Below are 26,362 nucleotides of genomic sequence, written 5' to 3' on the forward strand. Positions count from 1 at the left end.
CGCCCGGCCCGACGACCGGCTAGCCGCGCGACGGGAGGGGCAGCGGGACGGCGGGGAGGCCGTCGATGCTCGCCACGTTGTAGGGCTTGCTGCCGGTGTACTCGGCGAACTCCGCGTCCGTCTTGCGGGCCAGGAACTCCTCGTGCAGCGTGCGCTCCTCGCGGTAGTCCATGAACGGGACCGCGTAGCCGCACGTGTCGCTGATCAACGTCGCGCGCACCACCACGACCGCGCGCAGCCCGCTCGCGTCCGCGTCGCCGAACCGGGCCACCAGGTCGGCGAAGCGCGGATCGTCGCGGAAGACCGCTTCGCCGATCCCGTGCACCCGGACGATCTTCGGCGGGCCCTCGAACGCGCACCACATCAGCGTGATCCGGCCGTTCTCCCGCAGGTGCGCGATGGTTTCGGCGTGGCTGCCGCCGAAGTCCAGGTAGGCCACCGTCGTTTCGTCCAGCACGACGAGCGTGCCGGAGCGACCCTTGGGCGACACGTTGACATGCCCGTCCTCGGCGAGCGGCGCGCTCGCCACGAAGAAGACCGGCTGGTCCTCGATGAACTTTCGCAGGCGGCCGTCCATGCGTTCATACGTCTTTCCCATGTCCGCATTATCCGCGCCGCCCCGTTCGGCCCCCCTTCGGCACCCCCGACGGCGCCGTCAGCATGCCCGCACCGCCGCCCGTACCCGCGACAGCGCGGCCGGCGCCACCGACACCGCGTCGCAACCGAGCCGGACCAGATGCGGCAACACCGCCGGATCCGCCGCCGCGTCCCCGCACAGCGACACCGCGCGCCCCCGGGCGTGCCCGGCCCGGATGGTCTGCGCGATGGCGTCCAACACCCGCGGATGCGCCGCCGACGCGGGGGTCAGCCGCGGGTCGTCCCGGCTCAACCCGAGCAACCGGGAGGTCAGGTCGTTGGTGCCCAGCGACAGGAAGTCGGCGTGCTCGGCGAGGTCGTCCACCTGGGCGAGCACCTGTGGCAGTTCCACCATCGCGCCCAACGGCGGCGGGGCCAGGCCCAGTTCACCGCACGCGGCGGCGAGCAGACCCCGAACATGCTTGATCCGCCGGGGATGGTCGACCATCGGCAACAACAGCGCGACCTCCACCCCCGTCTCCGCCGCCGCGCGCATGATCCCGCGCAACTGCGCGGTCAGCGCCTCCGATCCGGGCAGCGTCATGCGCCGGTCGCGCAGGAACGGCGGTCGTTTGTCACCGGTGAAATCCAGGGTGCGCACCACGACCGGCCCCGGCGGCACCGAGGCCAACACCGGCGCCAGCACGGCCACCTGCCGTTCCTCGTCCGGCCAACCCGACTCCTCGGCCAGGAAAGGAAGTTCGGTACGCAGCAGGCCGACTCCCTCGGAGCCTGCCTCGGCCGCGGCGAGCGCGTCCGAGACGGTCGCCACGTTCGCCCGCACCCGGATCCGCCGCCCGTCCCGGGTCATCGCCTGTCCCGCGCCGCCACCGGGCACCCGTCGAGGCGCCGGAATGGTACGCACCCGCGCACCGGCGTTGGCCTCGACCGTACCCGCCTCGCCGTCCACCAGGATCAGGTCCTCGGCCAGGTCGGCCAGCGCCGCCACCGGGATGCCCAGCACCAGCGGTATCCCCAACGACCGCGCCACGATGGCCAGATGCCCGGTCGGCCCGCCCCGCTCGGAGACCGCCGCCGCCGGCCGGGGGCCGCGCAACAGGTCCATCGCCGCGAGCTCGGCACCGACCAGCACCGCAGGTGCCCCGCCCGGGAGTTGCCCGCCGGTCGGATCCTCGCCGCGCAGCAGCGCCTCGGCCTGTCGGCCCACATCGCGTACGTCCACCGCACGCTCGGCGATCAGTTCGTCGTCGAAGCCGGCCAGCAGGTCGGCGAAATCGTGTACCGCCGCCGCCAGCGCGTCGATCGGCGCCAGACCGCTCGCCAGATGTAGTGCGACGCCGTCCCGCAGTTCGCGGTCCCGCGCGATCAGGGCGGCGAAGTCGACGATGTCCGCCTCCGCCGACCGCCCGCGGGTACGCAGCGCGCCGGCCAGATCGTCCATGTGCCGGGCCACGGTGTCCAGCGCCTCCGGGATGTCGGCCGGTGCCGCCGGAGCCGGTACACCGCCTGCTCCGACCCGGGCCACCACGAGCCGACCGACCGCGGAACCCGGTGCGACCCCCGTGCCGCGCAGTACCGTGCTCATGCGACCCGGGCACGGTCGCGGTCGGCCCAGTGCAGCTCTCCCACGCTGTGTCCCCTTCTTCCCACGTCGTCCAACCGCCGCACGTCGACCCGCGCCGGTGGGCGCGCGGGTGCCGTGAGCGGTAACGGTTGCCGGCACGACACCGGTTCGACCCGGCACAAGACAACCACCCGGTCCCGCGACACAGTCTGGTGGACACACGGACCGTGTCCAGCCGGGTTGTGCGCAAAGGGGGCGGATGGGGACGGTGGGACGCACAAAAGGGGAAGTGGGGGACCCGAACGCGGAGTCGACGTTCGCCGACACCGCAACAGGCATCTCGACAGGCACCCGCCGGCCACCGCAACAGCCACCGCGCCGGCCACGCACCGGCCGCGCATCGAGCACAGCGCAACCCCGCCCGGCGGTCGCACCGGCGCGGACTCAGCCCGTCTCGTCGGCCTCGCGATAGCGAACCGCGGACAGGTCGTCCACGAAGCGCCCCATCAGCGCGCCGAGCGTGGCGAGGTCGTCGTCCGTCCAGCCGGACAGCGCCTCCTCGAAGTGCCGATCGCGCACCCGGCGCAGCCGACGGACCACACCTCGGCCCTTGGGAGTCAGTCCCACCCGGGTGATCCGACCGTCCCGCGCGTCGGTGGTCCGGGTGACCAGTTCGTCGGCCTCCAGCTTGCGCAGCTCCCGGCTGACCAGCGACATGTCCATCCGGGCGAGCTTGGCCAGATCGCCGATGGCCAGCCCGCCGCCGCCCGCCTGCAACCGGGCCAGCAACACCACCGCGGGTTGCGAGACCTGGGCGCGCGAGGCGGAGGTGAGTTCGCCGTGCACGCGACGGCTCTGCTGGAGTCGGATCAGGCGTTCGAGCGCGGTCTGGACGTGCTGCCGCGCCTCGTGTCGATCCGAGGAGGGCGTGGGCGACTCGGCTGACGGGGGCACTGGACGATTCCTCCGAAGGGGAAGCAGCGCCGTACGGTTTCGTATGGCGGAGGCGGGCGTTCCACAGTCTAGGTGTGCATCCCGACGCACAGAAGGTAATTGATGGAGTCCAGCATTGACACGTGTAGGGGCCGATGGTTGGCTGCGCGCGTCAAGATCGACGCGGTGCGCGAGCGCCGTCGTCGAACCCATCGATCATCCCGGGGGACCCCGTGTTCGCACTCGACGGCAGGTCGGCACTGGTCACCGGCGCGGGGCAGGGCGTCGGCGCGGGCATCGCCCGGCTGCTCGCCGCGCGGGGCGCGATCGTCGCGGTCAACGACCTCGACCCCGAGCGCGCCGAACAGACGTGCACCGACATCCGCGCCGCCGGCGGTCGTGCGTACACCGCCGCGTTCGACGTGACCGACCCGCAGGCCGCGCTCCTGGCCGTACGCACGTTCGAACGCACGGTCGCCCCGATCGACATCCTGGTCAACAACGCGGGCAACGGCGGCGCCGAGGGATTTCGGCCGACCAAATTCCGCCAAAGTGCCCCCGAGGACTGGCAACGCTTCGCCGACGTCAACCTGTTCGGCGTGATGGCCTGCACCAAGGCAGTGCTGGACGGGATGTGCGCGCGCCGCTTCGGGCGGGTGATCACCATCGCCTCGACCGCGGGCGTCAGCGGCCAGTCGTTCGGGATCTCGCTGTACGGGGCCTCGAAGGGCGGCGCCATCGCGTTCATGCGCCACCTGGCGATGGAGAGCGCGCGCGAGGGCGTCACCGCGAACACCGTCGCGCTGGGCCTGATGGACCCCCGCCCCAGCGGTCGCGAACTCGCGCACACCGCCGACCAGGCCAAGCACATCCCGGTCGGCCGGCTCGGCACCCCCGAGGACGCGGGCGCGGCCTGCGTCTTCCTCGCCTCCGACGAGGCCGGGTGGATCACCGGCCAGACCATTCAGGTCAACGGCGGCGCGATCACCACGTAAGAGCCCTGGATCGGCGCCCGCATGTGTGCTGGACTGATACCGAACCCGCGAGTAACAACGCGCGATCGGAGTGACCGGCATGACGGCCGAGACGGCTGGACCGAGCACCACCGACCCCAATCCCCGGACCTGGCCCGCGCAGGTACCGCTCGCCGATCCGGACTTCTGGTCCGGGCCGCTGGCCGCCCGCGACGCGGGCTTCGCACACCTGCGCGAGACCTGGCCGATGCCGTACTACCCGGAGCCGGAGAGCCCGCTGGAGCCCGGCCCCGGTTTCTGGGCGCTGACCCGGCACGCGGACGTCGCGGAGGCCACCCGCCGACCCGAGGACTTCTGCTCGGGCCGAGGCTCCACCCACATCCCCGACTTCCCGCCGGGCTTCGGTGAGTTCTTCGGCTCCATGATCGAAATGGACGACCCTCGGCATCAGCGGCTGCGCCGGATCGTCGCCCGTACCTTCACGCCCAGGATGATCAAGAAGTTCTCGGACGACGTGGACCGCACCGCCAAGACCATCGTCGACGAGGTGGCCGAACGCGGCTCGTGCGACTTCGTCACCGACATCGCGGCCCGCCTCCCGCTCCGGGTGATCTGCGACATGATGGGCATACCGGAACAGGACCATCGTTTCGTCTTCGATCGCTCGAACGTGATCCTGGGCATCGCGGACCCGGAGTACGTGCCCCAGGAGGGCGGCGGCCACATCGAGGCGCTGCTCACCGCCGGCGCCGAACTCGCCGAACTGATGAAGAATCTGGGCGAGTTCCGGCGCGGAACCCCCACCGAGGACGTCACCTCCGCGTTGGTGAACGCGGAGATCGACGGCGAGAGCCTGACCGCGGACGAACTCGCCTCGTTCTTCATCCTGTTGCTGACCGCAGGGAACGAGACCACCCGCAACGCGATCTCGCACGGACTGTGGCTGCTGACCGAGAATCCGGACCAACACCGGCTCTGGCTATCTGACTTCGAACGCTACGCGCCGACCGCCGTGGAGGAGATCGTCCGGCTCGCGTCCCCCGTGGTGTGGATGCGCCGCACCGCCACCCGGGACACCGAGCTGAACGGCAAGCGGGTACGCGACGGCGACAAACTGCTGCTGTTCTACTGGTCGGCGAATCGGGACGAATCCGTCTTCACCGACCCTGGGCGGTTCGACCTCACCCGCGATCCGAACCCGCATGTCGGCTTCGGCGCCCGGGGCCCGCACTTCTGCCTGGGCGCACATCTGGCGCGCCGCGAGATCACGCTGCTGTTCCGGGAGTTGCTGGCCCGCCTGCCGGACATCCGGGTGGTCGGCGAACCACGACGACTGCGCTCCAGTTTCATCAACGGCATCAAGCACATGGACTGCGAGTTCACGCCCGTTCCTCAGGCTTGACCTCCGCCTCCGCCTCCGGCTCCGACCCCGACTCCGTTTCGGCGTCGGCGTCGGCGTCGGCGTCGGCGTCGGCCACAGCTTCGTCCTCCGGCGCATCCTCGTCCACCGCCTCGGCTTCGCCCGCCTCGGCCTGCTCCGCCTCCCCCGCCGACCCACCCGAAGCACCCGAAGCAGGAGCCGCCTCCGGGTCGATCAGCGCGTCGATCTGCTCGGCGGCCGGCACCTCACCCTCGGGCGTCACCGCGTCCACCACCCCGGGCAACGTCGCCGCGAGCGCCGCGGCGGTCTCCTCCTTCGTCATCCCCGCCTGGCCGGCCAACCGGACCATCTCGTCCTCACCGAGCGCGTCGGTGATCTCCTTGCCGCTCACCGGCTGGTTGCGACCGGTATCCACCCAGGACTTGGTCTGCTCCCCCAGGCCGCCCTCCTGGAGCTTGTTCAACAGCGCACCCAGCCCGCCGGAACCGCCCTGCTTGGTCAGCATGCCCAGCACCACCCGGACCAGCCCCTGATGCCCGCTGCCGCCCCGCCCACCGAGAATCCCGCCCAGGAGGCCGCCGAGTCCACCGGGAAGGCCCATTCCGCCGCCGCTCATCCGTCTCTCCCTGCACAGGTCGCCATATCCGGCTCCCATAGTGGGGTAAATAGGACAGCACTTCGCGGTGGGCACGTCGGCAGTACGCCCATCGGGCGACGAAGCGGCCCGCTCGACCCCGCACGGGCGCGGGGCAACCGGCGCCGTCAGCGCGTCGGATCGAAGAGCACCTTGAGGCAGCCGTCCGTGCGGTCGGCGAAGGTGCGATATCCGCTCGCCGCCTCGGTCAGCGGCAGTCGGTGGGTGAACACATCGACCGGGACGAGCCGCCCGTGCCGGATCAGCGGGATCAGGGTCGGCCAGGTGGACGCCACCGGCGCGGTACTGAAACGCAGCGTGACGTTGCGGATGATCAGCAACGGCACGGCGAGCGGGAACGCGAAGTTCGCGTCCACGCCGACCACCGAGACGGTGTGCGACGTACGCACCGAGGCGATCGCGGCGGCCAGCGTCGCATCCTGCCCGACCGCCTCGATCACCGCGTCCGCACCCCGGCCGCCGGTGGCCGCCAACACCTGCTGCACCAGGTCGCCCGCGCTCGCGTCGATCGGCTCGGCACCGAGCCGCTCGGCCATCGCCAGTCGCGCCGGCACCCGGTCCGCGGCCAGGATCCGGCCCGCGCCGAGCACCTGGGCCGCCTGCAGCGCGTACAGCCCGACCGGCCCGAGGCCGATCACCAGCACCGTCGCGCCGGGCGTGATGTCGGCCCGGGTCGCCGCCGTCCAGCCGGTCGGCAGCGCGTCGGTGAGCAGCACCGCGTGGTCCACCGCGACGTCCTCGGGCACCGGCAACAACCACGCGTCGGCGGCCGGGATCGCCACCGCCTCGGCATGCCCGCCGGGCAGCCCGAGGTCGCCGCCGAGCACCCGCATGCCGCCGCCGACACAGTCGATCGGATTGCCCACCCGGCAGCCCGCACACCGCCCACAACCCAGCACGGGCGACACCAGCACCCGGTCGCCCACCGCGATCCGGCCCACCTCGGCGCCGGTCTCGATCACCGTGCCGACCACCTCGTGCCCCGGCCGCAGCCCGGCGGCCGGGAACTCGCCCTCGTAGAAGTGCAGGTCCGAGCCGCACACCGCACTCGCCTCGACCCGCACGATCGCCCCGTCCGGACCGGTGAGCACCGGGTCCGCGACCGTCTCCACACTCACGTCACGGGTTCCATTGATGACGACGGCACGCATGTCCACTCTCCCGGCTGGTTCGCTCACCCGACGCCGGAACACCCCGGCGACACGCAGTAACACTGTTACAGAAGCGTTCGGAAGCCAACCCCGGATGGCCCCGATCGGCCCGGCGTGACCTTCGTCCCACGCGTCGCCGACCCTCGCCCGAGCGTCGGTAACGTGATCCCCATGTCGCTGTCGCAAGCCCTGCGCGGGCACGCCCGGGGTGCCCTCTCGAGCGCCGCGCACCGAGGCTGGCGCGCGCTGCAACGCGCCGCCTCGATCACCGCGGAGCAGCCCGGCCCGTACCGCTTCCGGGAGTTGGGCGCGCGCAGCAAGCTCGCCTTCCCGGTCGGCTCGGTCTTCGGCGAGCAGTGGATCACGGTCGGCGCCGGCTGCATCATCGGCGAGCACGTCACGCTGTCCGCCGGGCTGGCCCCGGGGCACGATCTGGGCACGGCGGCGGTGGTCACCATCGGCGACCGGTGCACGATCGGGCGCGGCAGCCACATCGTCGGTCATCGCTCGATCACCATCGCGGACGACGTGTGGACCGGGCCGTACATCTACATCACCGACCAGAACCACAGCTACGCCGACCCGGATCGGCCGATCGGCACCCAGTGGCCGATCAACGACACCGTGGAGATCGGCCCGGGTAGCTGGATCGGCGCGGGTGCGATCATCCTGCCCGGCGCGAAACTCGGCCGGAACGTGGTGGTCGCCGCCGGTTCGGTGGTGCGCGGCACGATCGCCGACCACAGCGTGGTGGCGGGCGTGCCCGCGAAGGTGGTCCGCCGACGCACCGAGTCCGGCTGGGACCCGCCGCTGCGGCACACCCCCACGCCGCTCCCGGACGGGATCACCCACGACGAACTGGTCGCCCTGCTGAGCGAGTACGACGCCTCCCACGGCCAGTAGCACCCGATCGAGCCCGCCGCCCGGGGGTTCCACGTGAAACGCCCGGCCGCCGCCACACCGGTCCGGTGACCCGGGCGGGACCGACCGAAGCCGGCCCCGACCGGGTCACCGCGAGATCACGCCTTCAGGCCGGACAGCCGCAGTTGCACGCCCACCGCGTCCAACACGCGCGTCTGCTGCCCCCACTGCCAACCCGGCACCGTCCAGTCCGCGTCCAACATCGAGATCGACACCGATCCCCGGGCGAGCGCGGTGGTGTCCGCGTTGCGCACCGGCTCGGTCACCCCCGAGGCCAGACCCAGGTCGAGCTTGTAGCAGGTGTCGCAGGACGGGTCCTTGACGTAGCTCACCTTCAGCGCGTCGGCCTCGCCGACGTTGGTCGTCTCCACCCGGCCGGTCGGCTTGGCCGGGTAGTTCACGTTGAGCGTGGTGTGCAGCGGCAGCACCGGCCCGGTCCGCTTCGCGGTGGCCGCGAGCCGGTCCACCAACCGGGTCGCGAACGCCGTCGCCTGTGCCATCTGCGGGAACGGGTTGCGCGGGTCGGCGGTGCTGTACTCGGCGCTGAACGCGACCGCCGGGACCCCCTTCTCCGCGGCCGTGATCGAGGCGCCGACCGTGCCGGAGTGGTTCGTGGTCGCGCCGATGTTCTGGCCCGGGTTGATCCCGGTGACCACCAGGTCGGGCTTCTTGTCCCGGTACACGTTCGCCAGGGCGAAGGAGACCGAGTCGGCGGGCGTGCCCTCGACCGACCAGATGCCCGGCTCGACCTCGGCGGCCTTGACGATCGCGCCGGGGGTCGCGTTGATCCCGGTGCCCTTGCCGGACTGGTCGGTGGCGGGCGCGACGATCACCGCGTCGTGGCCGGCCGCCTTGAGCGCCCGTTGCAGCGCGCGGATGAACGGCGCCTGCTGCCCGTCGTCGTTACTCATCAAAATGCTGAGCTTGCGCGGCGCCTGGGTGCCGCGCGCGTCGTCGCTCGCCATCGCGACGGGTGCGCTCGCCGCGAGCAGCGCGGCGGCGGTGGCACCCGCCGCGACGGTGAACACGTGTTTCGTACCGAAGATGGCCATCTCGTCCTCCGTAGGCAAGAAGGTCCGCACGCCCGGGGGACATCGCACCCTGTGGCTCGACGACTCGGGTCTTGTGCGTGGAACGGGACCGGCCGTACGAAACCCGTCACCGACCCGACCGGACGGTCGAGTGAAATTCGGGTCGCACAACGTGTACGGAGGGGTGAATCGGACGGAATGCACCCTGCGATTCGACACGTGTCAGCCGGCGGATAGCGAAAATAAGGTCAACGGTCGGACATTGCAATGGGCGGAGCCGGGTGGTTCGTCCGGATGCGCACGCCGCGGCCGCGCCGACACCCCCCTCGCCCGGGTCTGGCCAAAGCCCTTTCCCCGAACGTAATCTGACGGATCATCAGCCAAGCCGACCGGCTCGGCCGGGTCGAGTGGGCGGAGCTGTGATGATCCTGGACGGCAAAACCGTGATCGTCTCCGGCGTGGGCCCGGGCCTCGGCCGCCGGGTGGCCCTGGCCGCCGCGCGCGACGGCGCCAACGTGGTGCTCGGTTCGCGGACCGAGGCCAACCTGGTCAAGGTCGCCGAGGAGATCGATCCCACCGGCAAGCGGGTCGCCTGGGCGGTGACCGACATCACCGAGCACGAGACCTGCCGGGCCCTGGTCGACCTCGCGGTGGAACGCTTCGGCACGGTGGACGGTCTGGTCAACTGTGCGGCGCTGGACACCGTGTTCGGCGGGCTGGAGGCGACCGACTTCGCCGACCTGCGCCGGGTGGTCGAGGTCAACCTGGTCGGCAGCCTGGCGATGACCAAGGCCGCGCTGCCCGCGCTCAAGGCCGGCGGCGGCGCGGTGGTCTTCATCGCCACCCAGTCCCAGTTGGTCCCGCCGCCACAGGCGCCGCAGATGGCCTACGCCGCGTCCAAGGGTGGTCTCACCTCCGCCACCTACGCCCTGGCCCACGAGTTGGGTCCGCACCGGATCCGGGTCAATTCGGTGGCCCCGGGCTGGATGTGGGGCCCGCCGGTGGAGGGCTTCGTGAACTACCAGGCGCAGGCCGCCGGAGTGCCGGCCGCGGAGGTGCTCGCCGACCTCGTGGCGCCGATGGCCCTGCCCGAAATGGCCACCGACGCCGACGTGGCCGAGGCCGTCGTCTTCTTCCTCTCGGACCGCGCCAAGGCCATCACCGGCCAGATGCTTCTGGTCAATGCGGGCCATGTGGTCCGGTAGCCGCCCCACGCGCGCCACCTCTGGAATTCAACATCATTTCGGTCAAAACGTGCTCAAGCACCACACGTGACACGCCATCTCTTCCCAGGTGTCATCCGAAAAGATCACCGCACGGATAACCAGCCCGTATCGGGGGCAGTAAACCCGCCATGTTGGGCCTGCCGAACACCATCCAAGCGCTTCTTTTCGACCTCGACGGGGTCTTGACCCAGACCGCCAAGGTGCACGGCGTCGCCTGGAAGGAGATGTTCGACCGATACCTGCGCGAACGCGACGGCGCCGACTTCACCCCGTTCGACCCCAGACGCGACTACGACACCTACGTGGACGGCAAGCCCCGCCTGGACGGCACCCGCTCCTTCCTGGAGTCGCGCGGCATCGAACTGCCGACGGGCGACGAGGGCGACCCGCCCGGGTCGTTCACCCTGCACGGGTTGAGCAACGCCAAGAACGACCTGGTGTTGCGGCTGATCCACGACCGGGGCGTGGAGGTCTACCCCGGTTCGGTGCGCTACGTGCACGCCGCACGCGCGGCGAAGCTGCCCAGCGCCGTGGTGTCCTCCAGCGCGAACTGCGAGGACGTGTTGCGCGCGGCGGGCATCCACGACCTGTTCGACGCGATCGTGGACGGCGTGGTGGCCAAACGCGACGGCCTCGCGGGCAAGCCCGCGCCGGACACCTTCCTGGCCGGCGCGAAGGCCCTGGGCGTGGCCCCCGCGCACGCGGCCGTGTTCGAGGACGCGTTGGCCGGCGTCGCGGCCGGCCGGGCCGGCGACTTCGGGCAGGTGATCGGCGTGGACCGGGTCGGTCAGGCCGAAGAGTTGCGCCGACACGGCGCGGACGTGGTCGTCGCGGATCTCGACGAACTCCTCGACCCCGCGCCCGGCGACCGGGCGGGCGGACGGACCTCGGCGGAAGGCACGGCATGAGCACCGGAAACCCCTACACGATCGAGCCGTGGGGGATCACCGAGCAGACCCTGGACCTGGACCACCTGCCCCAGTCCGAGTCGGTGTTCGCGCTCTCCAACGGCCACATCGGCCTGCGGGCCAACCTCGACGAGGGCGAACCGCACGGCCTGCCCGGCACCTACCTCAACGGCGTCTTCGAACTGCGCCCGCTGCCCTACGCCGAGGCCGGATACGGCTATCCCGAGTCGGGCCAGAGCGTCATCAACATCACCAACGGCAAGATCATCCGGCTCCTGGTCGACGACGAGCCGTTCGATCTGCGCTACGGCCAGACCCAGGACCACGAACGCTCGATCGACTTCCGCGAGGGGGTCCTGCACCGCCGCGCGTTGTGGACCTCACCGGCCGGCCGGACCGTCCGGGTCACCTCCAAGCGGCTGGTCTCGCTCACCCAACGCTCGATCGCCGCGATCGAGTACGTGATCGAACCGATAGACGGCCCGGCCCGGATCGTGCTCCAGTCGGAGCTGGTCACCAACGAGGAACTGCCGCTGCCGAACGCCGACCCGCGCGCCGCCGCCGTCCTGGAGGCGCCGCTGCGCGCCGAGGAGCACACGCACAACGGCACCAAGGCGATCCTGGTGCACCGCACCGAGCACAGCGGACTGCGCGTCGCGGTCGGCATGGACCACGAGGTCGACGGCCCCGAGGGCATGTACGTGGAGCCCGAGAGCGCCGCCGACCTGGCCCGCTTCAGCGTGACCACGCTGCTCGACCGCGGGCAGAAGTTGCGAATCGTGAAGTACATCGCCTACGGCTGGTCCTCCACCCGCTCGCTGCCCGCGCTGCGCGACCAGGTCGCCGCCGCGCTGACCGCCGCGCGGTACACCGGCTGGCACGGGCTGGTCGACGAGCAGCGCGGCTACCTCAAGCAGTTCTGGGACAACTCCGACATCGAGGTCGAGGGCGACGTCGAGCTGCAACAGGCCGTGCGGTTCGCGATGTTCCACGTGCTCCAGGCGGGTGCCCGGGCCGAGGAGCGGGCCATCCCGGCGAAGGGGCTGACCGGACCCGGATACGACGGGCACTGCTTCTGGGACACCGAGGTGTTCGTGCTGCCGGTGCTCACGTACGGGCTGCCGCACGCGGTCGCGCAGGCGCTGCGCTGGCGGCATTCGACGCTGCCGCTGGCCCGCGAGCGCGCCGCCCAACTGGGCCTGGCCGGCGCCCTGTTCCCATGGCGGACGATTCGCGGCGAGGAGTGCTCCGGCTACTGGCCGGCCGGCACCGCGGCGTTCCACATCGGCGCGGACATCGCGGTCGCCGTCGCGCGTTACGTGCGGGCCACCGGTGACCGGGACTTCGAGCGCGACTTCGGCCTGGAGATCCTGATCGAGACGGCCCGGATGTGGCGCTCGCTCGGCCACCACGACGCGGCCGGCCGGTTCCGGATCAACGGCGTGACCGGCCCGGACGAATACAGCGCGCTCGCCGACAACAACGTGTTCACCAACCTGATGGCACAGTCCAACCTGTTGGCCGCCGCCGACGCGGTGGCACGCCACCCGCACGAGGCCCGCGCGCTGGAGGTGAACAGCGAGGAGACCGCGAGCTGGCGCGACGCGGCGCACGCGATGTACGTCCCCTACGACGAGGACCTGGGGGTGCATCCGCAGGCCGACGGCTTCACCAAGCACCGGATGTGGGACTTCGAGAACACCCCGCCGGACCACTATCCGCTGATGCTGCACTACCCGTACTTCGACATCTACCGCAAGCAGGTGGTCAAGCAGGCCGACCTGGTACTGGCCATGCAGGTGCGCGGCGACGCGTTCACCGACGAGCAGAAGCGCCGCAACTTCGACTACTACGAGGCGTTGACCGTGCGCGACTCGTCCCTGTCGGCCTGCACCCAGGCGGTCCTGGCGGCCGAGGTCGGCCACCTCGAACTGGCCCTGGACTACACCGCCGAAGCCGCCCTGATGGACCTGCACGACCTGGCCAAGAACACCAAGGACGGCCTGCACATGGCCTCCCTCGCAGGCACCTGCATGGCGCTGGTCGCGGGCTTCGGCGGGCTGCGCGACCACGGCGAGTGCATGTCGTTCAAGCCGCGCCTGCCGATCGGCCTGACCGGGCTGGCCTTCTCGCTGTCGGTGCGCGGCGCCCGGCTGCGGGTGCAGACCACCCACGAGCAGACCACGTACACGCTGCGCGAGGGCGACGAGCTGCCGTTCCTGCACCACGGCGAGAAGCACGTGCTGATCCCGGGCAAGTCGATAACGCTGAACATCCCCCCGCTCACCCGGGACACCCCGCCCCGCCAGCCCGCGGGCCGCGCCCCGGTGCATCGCCAGGGCGCCCCCGACACCCACGCCACGGGCCCGAGCCCGAGCTGACCGACCTGCCGGCCGAGCCCGCGGACTCGGCCGGCGATCATCCCGGCCGCACCGATGCCGCCCCCGAACCCCTGGCCTTCACGTCAACGTCAAGGTCTACCGTTTCGGACATGCGCATCGGAGAACTGGCGGAGCGCGCGGGGACCAGCACCCGAACCCTGCGCTACTACGAGGAACGCGGTCTGCTGTCCGCTCGGCGCAACAGCAGCGGGTACCGCGACTACGACGAGGACGACGCCCGACTGGTCCGCGAGATCCGCGCGCTGCTGGGCATCGGCTTCGATCTGGAGGAGACCCGCCCGTTCGTGGAGTGCCTGCGCGCCGGGCACGACGCGGGCGACGAGTGCCCCGCGTCGGTCGCGGTCTACCGACGCAAGCTCGCCGAGGTCGACGCCTGCATCGACCGCATGCAGGGCATCCGGGCCCATCTGGTCGCCCAGCTCGACCAGACCGAAAGCGCGCACGCCGCCGGCGAGCGCGCCGACCGGCCCACCACCCCGGCCGCCTTCGCCGCCGCCACCCTGCCCGACCCGCCGGAGCCCCGCTGCGCGCTGACCACCGGCCCGCTCACCAAGGAGTCCCGATGACCACGAACGTCCACGACGCCACCGATGCCGACTTCGACACCGCGGTGCTGCGCGCCGACCGGCCGACCCTGGTCGAGTTCACCGCCGAATGGTGCGGGCCGTGCCGTCAGATGGCACCGGTGCTGGAGCAGATCGCGATCGAGGAGCCGGGCCTGGCGGTGGCCAAGCTCGACGTCGACCGCAACCCGGCCGTCGCCGCCCGCTACGGCGTGTTGTCCATGCCGACCTTCATGGTCTTTCAGGGCGGCGAGCCGGTACGACAGTTCGTCGGGGCGCGGCCCAAGCGCCGGATCCTGGCCGAACTCGCGGGCGTGCTCGGGGAGAACCCGGCCGTCGCGGGGTAACTTGCCGAAATGACCAGCGCCCACCGGATCACCATCACCACCGACTACGGACTCGCCGACGGCTTCGTGGCCGCGTGCCACGGCGTGATCGCCGGCCTGGCACCCGCCGTACCGGTCGTGGACGTGACCCACCTGGTGCCACCCGGGGACGTGCGCCGCGGCGCGTTGGTGCTGGCCCAGACCGTGCCGTGGTTCCCGCCGGGCAGCGTGCACATCGCGGTGGTCGATCCCGGCGTGGGCACCGCGCGGCGGGCGCTGGTGCTGCGCGCGGGCGGCCATCTCCTGGTCGGGCCGGACAACGGCCTGCTCCCGTGGGCCGCGCAGGCGCTGGGCGGCATCGAGGAGATCCGCGAGATCACCAACCCGGCGCTCACCCTGGCGAAGGTCTCCCGGACCTTCCACGGCCGGGACGTGTTCGCGCCGGTCGCCGCCCACCTCGCGCTCGGCACGCCGCTCGCCGAGGTCGGCCCGCCGGTGGGCGACCCGGTCGAGCAGACCGCCCCGGCGCCCGGCGAGGTGCTCACGGTCGACCACTTCGGCAACGTGCAACTCGCTTACACGCCGGCCGAGTTCGCCGGCGTCGACGTGTTGCGGGTCGAGGTGGGCGAGCGCACCTACCCGGTTCCCCTGCGCGGCACCTTCGGCGAGGCGCCCGCCGGGGAACTGGTCGGCTATCAGGACTCGGCGGGGCTGCTGGCCATCTCGGTCAACGGCGGCGACGCGGCCCGGCTGCTGGGCGTGCGGGCCGGGGACCGGGTCGGCGTCTCGGCCGCCACGTGAATTCGGCCGCTACTTGAGGTTCGGCTGCTGGTTCTCGAACCACACCTGGTCCAGGGCCGCCTTGCAGCTGTCCCCGGTTCCACAGGTCAGCGCGACGTCGTTCGAACCCTCGTTGAGCTGCACCATGTTCCAGGTGCCGGTGACGCTGGTCGCCGTGCCGTAGTTCTTGAGCCGCACCTTGTTCGAGGTGTCCTTGCCGTTCACCCGGATCGACAGGTTCTGCTGCTCGGTGCCCGCGTTGAGGAACTTCACGGCCAGGTAGTAGGTGCCCTTCTTGGGTACCTCCACCTTCCACGTGATGGTCGACCCCGGCGCCGACATGTCCAACATGCCCTTGCCCGAGGAGTTGGGGACACCGGGCACCGCGACCGCGCCCCCGCTCGGCGAGGCGTCCTCCGCCTCCAGCACGGCGAACTTGCCGCCCGGTGCCGTGGACGGCGCGCTGGAGGGCGGCGCGCTCTGCGACTGGGGCGGGGAGCTGGGACCGCCGCTCGCGGTGGTCGGCGACGCCTTCTCCTTCTTGTCGCCGTCGCCGCGCGTCAACAACACACCGGCGACCACCGCGATCACGAGCACGATCGCCACCGCCGCACCGATCACCGCGCCGCGACCGCCGCCGGCGCCGCCGCCCGTGCTCGGCGGCGGGGAGTGCGGCGGGGACTGCGCGCCACCGTGTTCGTGCTGGGCCGGGATCGCCGCCTGGGGCTGGGTGTGCGCGGGGGGCTGCGCGTAATTCATCTGCCCGACCTGCACGTATTGCGGCATCATGCGATTGGCGGAAGAACCGTACGCACCGGTTGTCCCTGTCCCCTCGGCCGCTTCCTCACCCGGCGCCGGCCGATAGAGGTACCCGTACGGGTCTTCAGGTTCACCGTTGGTACCCGCCGTCATCGGGTAGTCCTCCCTACGTGCGCCAGGCCAGGCTTTGCCAATATCAGGCATCACACTAACGGGCGACGGGTAGGGCAAGTGGCGTTGTCCGCGTGACGGGACTGTCACGAAAAGGCCCTACTGATGCGTATGGCGACCGCTCGTACACCCACTCACAGCCCGTTCGCGCCCCCGGCGCACGGCCCCGACCGGCCGGCCACGCGGTGACCGAATTCACCCGAGACGCCCAATAGATCCACCATCGTGGAGTGGCCCGCACAGGCGTCGGGTCCGACCGGCCATCCGGCCCCGCTCAGCCCGCCCGACGCTGGGCCCGGTCGCGACGCCGCTTGTTCGCGTACATGTGTTCGTCCGCGATCCGCAGCAAGTCCTCGGGTTCGGCGGCCTCCTCCGCCCAGCCGATCCCGAAGCTCGCGCCCTCCAGCGGCACCGCCAAGCCCTCGGCCGGGATCGGCACGGACAACGCGCGGCGCAGCCGCACCGCCATCTCCTCCGCCTCCTCGCGCCCGATCCCGTCGGCGAGCACGACGAACTCGTCGCCGCCGAGCCGGGCCACCGTGTCGCCCTCGCGCACCGCGGCGGTGAGCCGCTCGGCGACCGCCTTGAGCACCACGTCGCCGATGTGGTGGCCGAAGTTGTCGTTGATGTGCTTGAACCCGTCCAGGTCGCAGAACAACAGCGCGACGCCGCGACGCTCGGCGGCGGGCGGCTCGTCCACGACCACGACCGCGCCCTCGGGGATGCTCAGGATCGCGCCGGCGGGCACCGCCCACTCGTCCGCGTACGGCTCGCGCACCTCGCCGACCGCCCCGACCGCCGCAGTCGCAGCGGCCGGGACCGGGACCGGCGCCGCGTCGGGCAGCGCGGCGCCCGGGCCGAACCGCGCGGCCAGCCTGGCCCGCAGCTCGCGCCCGTTCGGCAGGCCGGTGAGCGGATCGTGGCTGGCCTCGTGCACGAGCGCCTGTTCGCGCTGCTTGCGATCCTCGATGTCCTCCACGTGGGTCAACCCGAACCGCAGGTCGCCGAGCCCGTCCGCGACCTGCGAGGTGCGCAGCGAGACCCACCGATACGTACCGTCGCTGCGTGCCAGACGCAGCTCGGTACAGCCCGCCACCGGCACCGTCCCGCCCAGGTGCCCGGCGAGCAGCGGCCGATCCTCCGGGTGCGCCAACGCGCCCAGCCCGAGCCGCTTGAGCACCGGCGCCGGGTAGCCCAGCATCCGGCACAACGCGTCGTTGGCCCGCAGCAGTTGGCCCTGTTCGTGCCCGCGCACACCGGTCATCACCATGCCGCTGGGCGCGTACTCGAAGGCCTGCCGGAAGCTCTCCTCGCTGGCCCGCAACGCCAACTGCTCGCGCTCCAGGCGGGCCACCGCGCGCTGCATGTCGCTGCGCAGCCGCGCGTTGTCCACCGCGATCGCCGCCTGCGCGGCGAACATGCCCAGCACCTCGCGCCGCCAGGGGGCGGGCCGCAGCCCGTCCACCGGCAGGTCCACCGACAACACGCCGACCAGATCGCCCTCGGGCGTGTGCAGCGGCGCGAGCAGCGCGTCGCGTGGATGCCACGCCTCGGGATGGTCCCCGATCGGCAGGTCCGGTATCCAACTCGGGACGTCCCCCACGTCGGCCAGCCCCGAGCGGTGCCCGAGAAAGCGCAGCGGTCCCCACGGCTCGGCGGCGGCCAGGATGCGATCCCAGCCCTCGCGCGAACCGATCTGGCCGGCCATCGCCTTGCGCAGCTCGTCGTTGCCGGCCACCGCCGCGACCTCGAGGTCGCCGTCGGCGCGGACGAGATTGACCGCAGCGACCCCGAACCCCAGGCCCGAAACCACGCCGTCGACGACGGCTTGCAGGGTGTCCTTGAGATCGCGCGTGGCGTTCAGGTCGGCGACGACGCGGTTCAAAAGGCGCAAAGTCGCCAACCGGACGTGGGTCTCCGTCTCGGCTGTCATGGGTCTCCCCCAGGGGTCGACGCCGGTGTCTTCTGAACAGATATCGTCCGTTTACCAGAGAAACTGAATCACAGCGGGCTTCGAATTGGCGACGTTCCGTCATCGATCAGACTGTCACTGTGAGCCACCTCACGCTTCATACCGTATCGAGTCGGACCGCCGAGCCGCCCCGGAATCGCCCCCTCCGCCGGCATCCACCGCGCATCGTACGAGGCGGGAGCCCATTTTCGGGAACTAACCCCAGGGTTCGCCGAGTCGACCTGACGACCAATCAGATTCCCCGCAGGCCGTTCGCTATGCGTCAGCGAGCTGAGGCACAGTCGATCCGGAGCAAGATCACCGGCCGCTCTTCCCAGTGGGCATGCGAAGTCCCTACGGTACGTCCGTCAGGTTTCCGTACGATCTTGCGCGCGCGTCGCACGGGCCGATACGGCGAACACAACGGCGCGTCGAACGACGGGGGTGGGGCGATGACCGGTCTGGTCGTCGGGGAGGTCTTCGCGAACGCGGCCCGCGCCGTCCCGGACCGAACCGCGGTCGTGCTCGGCGAGCGCTCGCTGACGTTCGCCGAACTGGACGCGGCGGCGGAACTCGGCCTGCGCCGGCTGCTCGCCCTGGGTCTGGCGGCGGGCGACCGGGTCGGCTGCGGCCCGATCTCGGCCGGCGCGGGCATCGCGGCGGTACCGCTGTTCGCCGCCCTCGCCCGGCTGGGGGCGGTGCTGGTGCCCGCCGACCCGGAAGATCCCGACGGGTACGCACCCGCCCTGGTCCTGGACTCGGCCGAACAGGCCGACGCGCTGATCGCCGACCTGGACGACGAGGACCCCGAGGACCTGCCGGAGCCGGCCGACGTCGAGCCGACCGAGACCGACCCGTGCCTGATCGCCCCGGCCGGCACCCGCGGCGCGTCGTTGTCGCACCGCGTGCTGGTGCTGCGCTCGCACCCGGGCGCGCTCGCCGAGTCGCGCGGGACGCACGTGCTCGCGGCCGACCTGGCCGACGGCCGGACCTGGACGCTCGCACTCGCCCAGTGGCACGCCCGGGACACCCTGGTCCTGGTGCCCGGCGGCGATCCGACCGCCCTGCGCGCGGCGGTGCGCGAACACGCCGCCACCCGGCTCACCGCCGCACCCGCGGTGTGGCGGGCGCTGGCCGAGACCGAGGCCGAGCAGCCCGCCGACGACGAGACGCTGGACACCCTGCGGTTCGCCGACACCGAGCCGACCGAGGCCGCGGTGCTCGCGGACATCGCCCGGATCGCGCCGAACGCATGTGTGCGGGTCGTGCACGACACGCCCGAGACCGGCCCGCTCACCGCGCTGTCCGGCCCCGAGGTGTTCGCCCACCCGGGCGCCTGCGGGATCCCCGGCCCGCTGCACTATGTCGCGCTGGACCCGGACGGCGAGATGTGCGTGCGCGGTCCGCTGTTGTTCGACGGCTACGCCGACGACCCGAAGGCCACGGCCGAGGTGCTCGCCGACGGCTGGTACCGCACCGGCGACCTGGCCGTGCTCGACGAGGCCGGCGGCGTGCTGACGGTGACCGGCCGGGCGGCCGAGCTGATCCGGGTCGGCGCCCACACGGTGGGTCCGGGCGAGGTGGAACGGGTCCTCAAGGCCCACCCGGACGTCCGGGACGTCGCGGTCATCGGCCTGCCGCACCCCACCGACGGCCGGCTGCTCGGCGCCGTGGTGGTCGCCGAGGACCCCGCCCGGGTCCCGGGCCCGGGAGCGCTGCGCACCGCGTGTGCGGAGGCCGGCCTGGCCGAGTACAAGCACCCGGTGCGCGTCTTCTACGCCGACGAACTGCCCTCCGGCGCCGGCCGCCGCGAGGACCTGGCCCGGGAGATCACGGCGGGCCGCTGACGGGTCCGGGGCGCCGCGCGGGAAGGGCGGATCCCGGCCCCGGCGTCCGGGCCGCATACCCTGGATCCGTGTCCCAGACCCCGCCGCCGCCCGTCGACGAAGCCGCCTTCAAGGCCGCGATGTCCCGATTCGCCGCCGGCGTGGTGCTGCTCACCGCCGTCGAGGGCGACCCCGAGGACGGCGGCCCCGTGGACGACGTGGGGATGACCGCGACCGCGTTCATGTCGGTGTCGCTGGACCCGCCGCTGGTGCTGATCAGCCTGCGTCGCGAGGCCCGGATGCGCGACGTACTGGACGAACAACCGCTGTGGGCGGTGTCGCTGCTCGCGCAGAGCCAACGACACGTCGCCGGCCGCTTCGCCATCCCGGGCCGGATCAGCGACCGGCTGATGTTCGCCGACATCCCGCACCGCCGCGGCCCGATCACCGGCGCCGCGCTGGTCGGCGGCGCCCTGGCCACCCTGGAGTGCCGCACCCACCGGGTGGTCGAGGCCGGCGACCACGTCCTGTTCGTCGGCGAGGTGCTCGCCGTGGAAATGCCCAGCCCGGAAGGCCCGCCCCTGCTGCACTTCCGGGGCCGCTACCAGGGTCTGGGCTGAGGCCGCAGCACGCTCACGGCCGCGGCCCCGGGCGCATCAGGCCGTCCGCGGTCACCGAGGCCACCAGGCGACCGTCCCGGGTGAACACCCGGATCCGCCCGTGCATGCGACCGTCGCCCGCGTACTCGCTCGCGCAGCGCAGCAGCAGCCACTCGTGCGCGGAGAAGTCCTCGTGGAAGGTGATGTTCTGGGCCAGCGCCACCGACATCGAGCGCCCGCCGCGCCGCTCGATCTCGGCGCGCGGATACGGCCGCAGCGCCACCGGGCCCAGGAAACCCTCGGTCGTCCAGGCCAGGACCGCCCGGGCCATGGTCGCGGTGTCCTCGACCCCCACGCACCGCGTCCACAGGTCCAGGCGCGGCGGCCCGGCCAGTTCCGGAGCCAACGCGTCCGCCCCGCCCACCGTGCGCACCTCCCACGGCAACATCGGCACCGACAACTCGGCGCAGTCCTCGGGCCCCGGCACCCGCGCCGGCAACGGGTCGGCGTGCCGCACCAATTCGGGTCCGCGCACGCCGAGCGTCACGAACGCCCGGTAGTGCTCGTGCGCGCCCTGCCGAAAGCCCACCTGGAGCATCGCCGCGGACCGGCCCTGGTGCAGCCGCTCGACTCGCACCCGCACCGGCTCGGCCGGATCGCCGGCCCGGGGAAACACGCCCTGGAGCGTCTGCACCGCCATGTGCGGGACCACCCGTTCGGCCGCCACCACGGTCTGCGCCAGCACTTGCGCGCCGAGCGTGCGCGGGATCGGGGTCACGATGTTGCGCGCCCCGAAGGTGACCACCGCGCCGGGCCCACCCGGGTCCGCGGGCCCCACCGGCGCCAACTCCAGCGCGTCCACCAGGTCTTCCGTCGCGATGCTCGGCCACATCGACACTCCACCAGCCATGCGCGCATGATCGCAGCCCGCCGAACCGCCGCCCGCACCGCCCCTGACGGCCCGTCAGTTCTGCGGTGGGTCAGCGCCGCGCACCCTTTCCGGTGAACTTCACGACCAGCGACACCAGGAACGCGGCGACCGCGATGCTGATGATCCACCGGAGCCAGTCGACCCCCCTGGTCTCCTCGACCCCCAGCCCGGCGGCGATGCCGTAGCCGATCAGCGTGCCCACGATGCCCACCGCCATCGTGGCCAGGAAGCCGATCTTCTGCCTGCCGGGAAGAAAGAGCCGGCCCAGCGCGCCGATGATGACCCCGGCGATGATCAAACCAACGAATGTCACGGGTTCCTCCACGGACGGCGGCACGCGTACGGACCACATCAGTCCGGACTTTTCCGGACAGGTGTCTCCTGTTCCCCACGATCACCACGCGTTAACGCGAACACACCCGAGCCCCAAAGCCCTAAGGTGGTTGCGCCTGCCGGGTGGCCACGGTGCAAAATGGTCCGGTACACGCCCCGATAGCTCAGTTGGCCAGAGCACGCGCCTTGTAAGCGCGGGGTCGTCGGTTCGAACCCGACTCGGGGCTCACCAGGGGCCGCCATCCGCGAGACGCGGACGGCGGCCCGTTCGTCTCTCCGGACGCGTACCCGCCGTCGATCAGCGGCGCAGGTCCGGCGCCGGGCCGGTGGAGGCACGGACGACCAGCTCGGGGCGGTAGATCAGTTCGGTACGCGGCGCCCGGCCGCCGCCGATCTCGTCGAGCAGCGCGCGCACCGCCGCCGCACCCATCGCCTGCACCGCCTGGCGCACCGTGGTCAGCGGCGGATCGGTGAACGCCACCAGCGGCGAGTCGTCGTAGCCCACCACCGAGACGTCCTGCGGCACCCGCAATCCGCGCTCGCGCGCCGCCCGCACCGCGCCGAGCGCCATCAGGTCGCTGCCGCACACGATCGCCGTCGCACCCCGCGCCAGCAGCGCGCCCGCCGCGGCCTGCCCGCCCTCGACCGAGAACAGCGAACGCTCGATCCAGCCGTCCGCATCCAGGACCCCGAACCGCTCGGCGAGCCCGTGCCGGAAACCGGCGATCTTGCGCGCGGTGGGCACATACCGCTCCGGTCCGACCGCGAGCCCGATCGCGGTGTGCCGCAGCGAGGCCAGGTGCCCTATCGCCAACTCCACCGCGACCGCCTCGTCGCTGGAGATGAACGGCGCGTCCACCCCGGGCGCGAAGCCGTTGACGAACACCATCGGCAGGCCGCGCTCGACCAGGCGCAGGTAGCGGGACAGGTCGGCGCCCGAGTCCGAGTGCAGGCCGGAGACGTAGACGATCCCGGACACCCCGCGTTCCAGGAGCAGTTCGGTGTAGTCGTCCTCGGTGACCCCGCCCGGGGTCTGCGTGCACAGCACCGGCGTGTACCCGTGGTGCGCCAACGCCCGCTCGATGACCTGCGCGAACGCCGGGAAGATCGGGTTGTCCAACTCCGGGAGCATCAGCCCCACCAGGCCCGCGCTGCGCCGCCGCAGACGGGCCGGTCGTTCGTAGCCGAGCACGTCGAGGGCGGTCAGGACGGCCCGCCGAGTGTCGTCCGCGACTCCGGGTTTGCTGTTGAGCACCCGACTCACGGTCGCCTCGCTGACCCCTGCCTGCGTTGCGATGTCCGCCAACCGAGCCTTCATGCCCCGCAGCCTAGTGAGACTTTCAGCAGGATTTCGCAGGGCTTTGCGGGTCACGCAAAACATTTCGGACGATCCCGACCGCTCCGGACTGCTGACAGATCCCGTGCGCCCGGGTACGGTGATCGCAGTCCGTCAAGAATGGACTAGACCACTCGCCCAGCGCGACGCGGTCGTTCGGCACCGGGTACTTCACCCTCCACTCGGATCGTCCGGCACGTTCCTGCCGGTGGAAGGACACATCACCATGGCCACGGTCAGCTACAAGCAGGCGACCTGTACCTACAAGGGCGCCGAGCGCCCGTCCGTCAACGCGCTGGACCTGGAGATCGCCGACGGCGAGTTCCTGGTTCTCGTCGGCCCCTCCGGCTGCGGAAAGTCCACCTCCCTGCGCATGCTCGCGGGTCTCGAGGAGGTCACCGGCGGCTCGATCCACATCGGCGACCGCGAGGTCACCAACCTGGAGCCCAAGGACCGCGACATCGCGATGGTGTTCCAGAACTACGCGCTGTACCCGCACATGACGGTCGCCGAGAACATGGGCTTCGCGCTCAAGATCGCCGGCGTCGACAAGAAGCAGATCCGCGCGAAGGTCGAAGAGGCCGCGAAGATCCTCGACCTCACCGAATACCTCGACCGCAAGCCGAAGGCGCTCTCCGGCGGTCAGCGCCAGCGCGTCGCGATGGGCCGCGCGATCGTCCGTGAGCCGCAGGTCTTCCTGATGGACGAGCCGCTGTCCAACCTGGACGCCAAGCTCCGCGTGCAGACCCGTACCCAGATCGCCGGCCTCCAGCGCCGCCTGGGCATCACCACCGTCTACGTCACGCACGACCAGGTCGAGGCGATGACCATGGGCGACCGCGTCGCGGTGCTCAAGGACGGTCTGCTCCAGCAGGTCGACACCCCGCGCAACATGTACGACCGCCCGGCCAACGTGTTCGTGGCCGGCTTCATCGGCTCGCCCGCGATGAACCTGATCGAGGTCGACCTCGCCGAGGACGGCATCCGCTTCGGCGACGCGGTCGTCCCGGTCTCCCGCGAGGCCCGCGAGGCGGCGGTGGCCGAGGGCGCCAAGAAGGTGACCCTGGGCGTGCGCCCCGAGCACCTGAAGATCAACTCGGCCGAGGGCCTGAACAAGGACGCCAAGGGCCTCGCGGTCTCCGTGGACGTCGTCGAGGAGCTCGGCTCGGACGCCTTCGTCTACGGCTCGGTCACCATCGACGGCGAAACCAAGCCCCTGGTCGTCCGCGTCCCCGGCCGCGACGTCCCGGAAAAGGGCGGCGTCCTCCACGTGGTCCCGACCGTCGGCGAAACCCACCTCTTCTCCACCAAGTCCGGCGAACGCCTGCACGACTGATCCACCACCCCCTCGCCCCCGACCCCCCCCCCACCCCCACCGGGGTAGGTGGGGGGGTCGGGGGCGAGGCGCGTTCGGACTACATGCCGGAGGGCCGGGCGGGCGGGTGAGGTCGGGTCGCGGGTGTTGCGGGCCGGTCGGTCGGGGGCGAGTGGTGGTCTGGGTCGCGGGCGCGGGTCGGGGCGGGTCGTGAATCGGGGCCGATGTCCGGTCGGGGTCGTGAAGCGGGCGAGCGGTGGTCCGGGTTGCGGACGCGGCGACCAGGCAGACCGGGGCCGCAGGCGCGGCGGGCGGGCAAGCCCGAGTCGTGAGCCGGGCCGACACCTGCCCCGAGTCGTGAGCGGGGCGAGTGGGCGGCACGGGTCGCGGGTGCGGCGGGCAGGCGCCGGGTCGTGAGTCGGGCTGATGTCTGGTCCGGGTCGCGAGCGGGGCAAGCCGGTGGGGGGTGTTTGTGGGCCGAGCCCGACACCCCAGGCGAGGTTGTGGACCTTGCTCCGCTTTGACTCACACCGTCGTTGTGGTGGTCAGGCCGTGAGGGCGGCTTCGTATTCGACCGGGCTGAGGTAGCCGAGGCTGCTGTGCAGTCTGCGCAGGTTGTACCAGGATTCGCTGTACTCGAAGACCTCGTGGTGGGCGGCGGCCCGGCTGCGCCAGCGCCGGTCGACCCCGAGTTCGCTTTCGAGGGTGACGAAGAAGGACTCGGCGAGTGCGTTGTCCCGGCACCGGCCGGTCTGTCCGACGGACGATCGGCTGCCGAACTCGGCAGTGAGCGCGGCGAATTCACTACCGGTGTTTCCAGGTGTCCGCCAAAGTGGATCAAGCCCGGTCGCGAACGCGGCGGGCAGGCGGGCGGCGGTCACGGGCCGAGTCCGACACCTGACCCGAACTCGCGAGCGCAGCAAGCTGGTGAGCAGCAGTCGCAAGCCGGGCCCGACACCCGGGGCGAGGTCGCGAGCGCAGCGGGCAGGCGGGCGGCGGTCGCGGGCTGGGCCGGACGTCCGAGCCGAAGTCGTGAGCGGAGCGAGTGGGTGGGCGGTGGTCGCGGGCCGGGCCCGAGACCCGGGCCGAAGTCGTGAGTGGAGCGAGTCGGTGAGCGGCGGTCGCGGGCCGGGCCGGACGCCCGAGCCGAAGTCGTGAGCGCCGCAAGCGTGCCGGCGCGAAACGTAAGTCGGGCCCGACACCTGGGGCGAGGTCGCGAGCGTAGCGAGCGGGTGGGTGGTGGTCGCGGGTCGGGCCCGAGACCCGGGCCGAAGTCGTGAGTGGAGCGAGCCGGTGAGCGGCGGTCGCGGGCCGGGCCGGACGCCCAAGCCGAAGTCGCGAGCGCAGCAAGCGTGCCGGCGCGAAACGCACGCCGAGCCCGACACCTGGGGCGAGGTCGCGAGCGCAGCGAGCGGGTGGGCGATGGTCGCGGGTCGGGCCCGAGACCCGGGCCGAAGTCGCGAGCGCAGCGGGCAGGCGGTCGGCGGTCGCGGGCCGGGCCGGACGCCCGAGCCGAAGTCGCGAGCGGAGCGAGCCGGTGGTCCCAGATCGTGGGCCCGACCCCACACCCGAGCCGGGGTCGTGAGCGGAGCGAGCGGGGTGGGCGGCTTTCGGCGATGCAACGCTGCTTTTTATTGGGCGCCTTCGGCGCCGGCTCGCGAGGCACCACTTTTTTGCTCCGTCGCAGGCTCCTCCACAAAAAAGTGGCCCCTCGCTCGTGACTTCGTGT

General features: G+C 71.8%; 24 protein-coding genes and 1 tRNA gene. 13 read left to right on the forward strand and 12 right to left on the reverse strand.

Annotated features, from left to right (window positions below; genetic code table 11):
- Positions 1 to 19: 19 nt before the first annotated feature.
- The 3 genes from ABZ374_RS33260 to ABZ374_RS33270 form a co-directional block, all read right to left on the reverse strand.
- Positions 20 to 598, reverse strand: a complete 579-nt coding sequence (locus ABZ374_RS33260; RefSeq protein ID WP_360318282.1) for a pyridoxamine 5'-phosphate oxidase family protein — start codon at positions 596 to 598, stop codon at positions 20 to 22.
- Between the two features lie 57 nt (positions 599 to 655).
- Positions 656 to 2,182 (reverse strand): putative PEP-binding protein, encoded by a 1,527-nt coding sequence (locus ABZ374_RS33265; protein WP_360318285.1) that lies wholly within the window; start codon positions 2,180 to 2,182, stop codon positions 656 to 658.
- A 423-nt stretch (positions 2,183 to 2,605) separates the two neighbouring features.
- On the reverse strand, positions 2,606 to 3,115 hold the full coding sequence (locus ABZ374_RS33270) for a MarR family transcriptional regulator (protein WP_360318288.1): 510 nt from the start codon (positions 3,113 to 3,115) through the stop codon (positions 2,606 to 2,608).
- Between the two features lie 212 nt (positions 3,116 to 3,327).
- Between ABZ374_RS33270 and ABZ374_RS33275 the strand changes: the two genes are divergently transcribed.
- Positions 3,328 to 4,089 (forward strand): SDR family NAD(P)-dependent oxidoreductase, encoded by a 762-nt coding sequence (locus tag ABZ374_RS33275; protein WP_360318290.1) that lies wholly within the window; start codon positions 3,328 to 3,330, stop codon positions 4,087 to 4,089.
- A 79-nt stretch (positions 4,090 to 4,168) separates the two neighbouring features.
- Positions 4,169 to 5,470: a cytochrome P450 gene (locus ABZ374_RS33280; RefSeq protein WP_360318293.1), complete on the forward strand. Its 1,302-nt coding sequence runs from the start codon at positions 4,169 to 4,171 to the stop codon at positions 5,468 to 5,470.
- On the opposite strand, the gene ABZ374_RS33285 is transcribed toward ABZ374_RS33280, so the two are convergent.
- Together ABZ374_RS33285 and ABZ374_RS33290 are read right to left on the reverse strand one after the other, a co-directional pair.
- Complete coding sequence (locus ABZ374_RS33285; protein ID WP_360318295.1) at positions 5,448 to 6,065, reverse strand: YidB family protein; 618 nt, start codon at positions 6,063 to 6,065, stop codon at positions 5,448 to 5,450. The two genes, ABZ374_RS33280 and ABZ374_RS33285, sit on opposite strands and share 23 nt — an antisense overlap.
- A 146-nt stretch (positions 6,066 to 6,211) precedes the next feature.
- A complete protein-coding gene (locus ABZ374_RS33290) occupies positions 6,212 to 7,222 on the reverse strand; it encodes an alcohol dehydrogenase catalytic domain-containing protein (RefSeq protein WP_360318298.1) in 1,011 nt (336 codons plus the stop codon).
- 204 nt (positions 7,223 to 7,426) lie between these two features.
- Here ABZ374_RS33290 and ABZ374_RS33295 point away from each other — a divergent pair, with 204 nt between their 5' ends.
- Positions 7,427 to 8,158 carry an acyltransferase gene (locus ABZ374_RS33295; protein ID WP_360318301.1) on the forward strand — a complete coding sequence of 244 codons (732 nt, stop codon included), beginning with the start codon at positions 7,427 to 7,429 and terminating at the stop codon, positions 8,156 to 8,158.
- A 116-nt stretch (positions 8,159 to 8,274) separates the two neighbouring features.
- Here ABZ374_RS33295 and surE read toward each other — a convergent pair whose 3' ends face one another.
- The gene (surE, locus tag ABZ374_RS33300; RefSeq protein WP_360318304.1) at positions 8,275 to 9,228 is read right to left on the reverse strand and encodes a 5'/3'-nucleotidase SurE; all 954 of its coding nucleotides are present in this window, start codon (positions 9,226 to 9,228) and stop codon (positions 8,275 to 8,277) included.
- Positions 9,229 to 9,629: 401 nt separating this feature from the next.
- On the opposite strand from surE, the gene ABZ374_RS33305 reads away from it, so the two are divergent.
- From ABZ374_RS33305 to ABZ374_RS33330, 6 genes are all read left to right on the forward strand, one after another.
- Positions 9,630 to 10,412: an SDR family oxidoreductase gene (locus ABZ374_RS33305; RefSeq protein WP_360318306.1), complete on the forward strand. Its 783-nt coding sequence runs from the start codon at positions 9,630 to 9,632 to the stop codon at positions 10,410 to 10,412.
- Positions 10,413 to 10,561: 149 nt separating this feature from the next.
- On the forward strand, positions 10,562 to 11,341 hold the full coding sequence (locus tag ABZ374_RS33310) for a beta-phosphoglucomutase family hydrolase (RefSeq protein WP_360318309.1): 780 nt from the start codon (positions 10,562 to 10,564) through the stop codon (positions 11,339 to 11,341).
- Entirely contained in the window at positions 11,338 to 13,722 is a 2,385-nt protein-coding gene (locus ABZ374_RS33315; protein WP_360318311.1) for a glycoside hydrolase family 65 protein, read from the forward strand. The genes ABZ374_RS33310 and ABZ374_RS33315 overlap by 4 nt, the downstream gene beginning before the upstream one ends.
- A gap of 110 nt (positions 13,723 to 13,832) precedes the next feature.
- Entirely contained in the window at positions 13,833 to 14,309 is a 477-nt protein-coding gene (locus ABZ374_RS33320; protein ID WP_360318313.1) for a MerR family transcriptional regulator, read from the forward strand.
- Positions 14,306 to 14,653 (forward strand): thioredoxin, encoded by a 348-nt coding sequence (trxA, locus tag ABZ374_RS33325; protein WP_360318315.1) that lies wholly within the window; start codon positions 14,306 to 14,308, stop codon positions 14,651 to 14,653. Before ABZ374_RS33320 ends, trxA begins: the two co-directional genes overlap by 4 nt.
- A 9-nt stretch (positions 14,654 to 14,662) precedes the next feature.
- Complete coding sequence (locus tag ABZ374_RS33330) at positions 14,663 to 15,433, forward strand: SAM-dependent chlorinase/fluorinase (protein ID WP_360318317.1); 771 nt, start codon at positions 14,663 to 14,665, stop codon at positions 15,431 to 15,433.
- A 9-nt stretch (positions 15,434 to 15,442) separates the two neighbouring features.
- Here ABZ374_RS33330 and ABZ374_RS33335 read toward each other — a convergent pair whose 3' ends face one another.
- Positions 15,443 to 16,201 (reverse strand): hypothetical protein, encoded by a 759-nt coding sequence (locus ABZ374_RS33335; protein ID WP_360318319.1) that lies wholly within the window; start codon positions 16,199 to 16,201, stop codon positions 15,443 to 15,445.
- A gap of 415 nt (positions 16,202 to 16,616) precedes the next feature.
- Entirely contained in the window at positions 16,617 to 18,275 is a 1,659-nt protein-coding gene (locus ABZ374_RS33340) for a diguanylate cyclase (RefSeq protein ID WP_360318321.1), read from the reverse strand.
- 470 nt (positions 18,276 to 18,745) lie between these two features.
- Here ABZ374_RS33340 and ABZ374_RS33345 point away from each other — a divergent pair, with 470 nt between their 5' ends.
- On the forward strand, positions 18,746 to 20,140 hold the full coding sequence (locus ABZ374_RS33345) for a fatty acid--CoA ligase family protein (RefSeq protein ID WP_360318324.1): 1,395 nt from the start codon (positions 18,746 to 18,748) through the stop codon (positions 20,138 to 20,140).
- 119 nt (positions 20,141 to 20,259) lie between these two features.
- A complete protein-coding gene (locus tag ABZ374_RS33350) occupies positions 20,260 to 20,739 on the forward strand; it encodes a flavin reductase family protein (RefSeq protein ID WP_360318336.1) in 480 nt (159 codons plus the stop codon).
- Between the two features lie 13 nt (positions 20,740 to 20,752).
- On the opposite strand, the gene ABZ374_RS33355 is transcribed toward ABZ374_RS33350, so the two are convergent.
- Together ABZ374_RS33355 and ABZ374_RS33360 are read right to left on the reverse strand one after the other, a co-directional pair.
- Complete coding sequence (locus ABZ374_RS33355; protein ID WP_360318326.1) at positions 20,753 to 21,628, reverse strand: acyl-CoA thioesterase domain-containing protein; 876 nt, start codon at positions 21,626 to 21,628, stop codon at positions 20,753 to 20,755.
- Positions 21,629 to 21,698: 70 nt separating this feature from the next.
- Entirely contained in the window at positions 21,699 to 21,962 is a 264-nt protein-coding gene (locus ABZ374_RS33360) for a GlsB/YeaQ/YmgE family stress response membrane protein (protein WP_360318328.1), read from the reverse strand.
- Positions 21,963 to 22,135: 173 nt separating this feature from the next.
- Between ABZ374_RS33360 and ABZ374_RS33365 the strand changes: the two genes are divergently transcribed.
- Positions 22,136 to 22,209: transfer RNA gene (locus ABZ374_RS33365), tRNA-Thr, on the forward strand.
- 71 nt (positions 22,210 to 22,280) lie between these two features.
- Here ABZ374_RS33365 and ABZ374_RS33370 read toward each other — a convergent pair.
- Entirely contained in the window at positions 22,281 to 23,300 is a 1,020-nt protein-coding gene (locus tag ABZ374_RS33370; protein WP_360318330.1) for a LacI family DNA-binding transcriptional regulator, read from the reverse strand.
- A gap of 244 nt (positions 23,301 to 23,544) precedes the next feature.
- On the opposite strand from ABZ374_RS33370, the gene ugpC reads away from it, so the two are divergent.
- Positions 23,545 to 24,654, forward strand: a complete 1,110-nt coding sequence (ugpC, locus tag ABZ374_RS33375; RefSeq protein ID WP_360318332.1) for a sn-glycerol-3-phosphate ABC transporter ATP-binding protein UgpC — start codon at positions 23,545 to 23,547, stop codon at positions 24,652 to 24,654.
- 524 nt (positions 24,655 to 25,178) lie between these two features.
- Here the strand turns inward: ugpC and ABZ374_RS33380 are convergent.
- On the reverse strand, positions 25,179 to 25,514 hold the full coding sequence (locus ABZ374_RS33380) for an integrase core domain-containing protein (RefSeq protein ID WP_360318334.1): 336 nt from the start codon (positions 25,512 to 25,514) through the stop codon (positions 25,179 to 25,181).
- Between the last annotated feature and the right edge of the window lie 848 nt (positions 25,515 to 26,362).

This window comes from Embleya sp. NPDC005971 (assembly GCF_040629175.1).
In the GTDB taxonomy this organism is placed as follows: Bacteria; Actinomycetota; Actinomycetes; order Streptomycetales; family Streptomycetaceae; genus Embleya.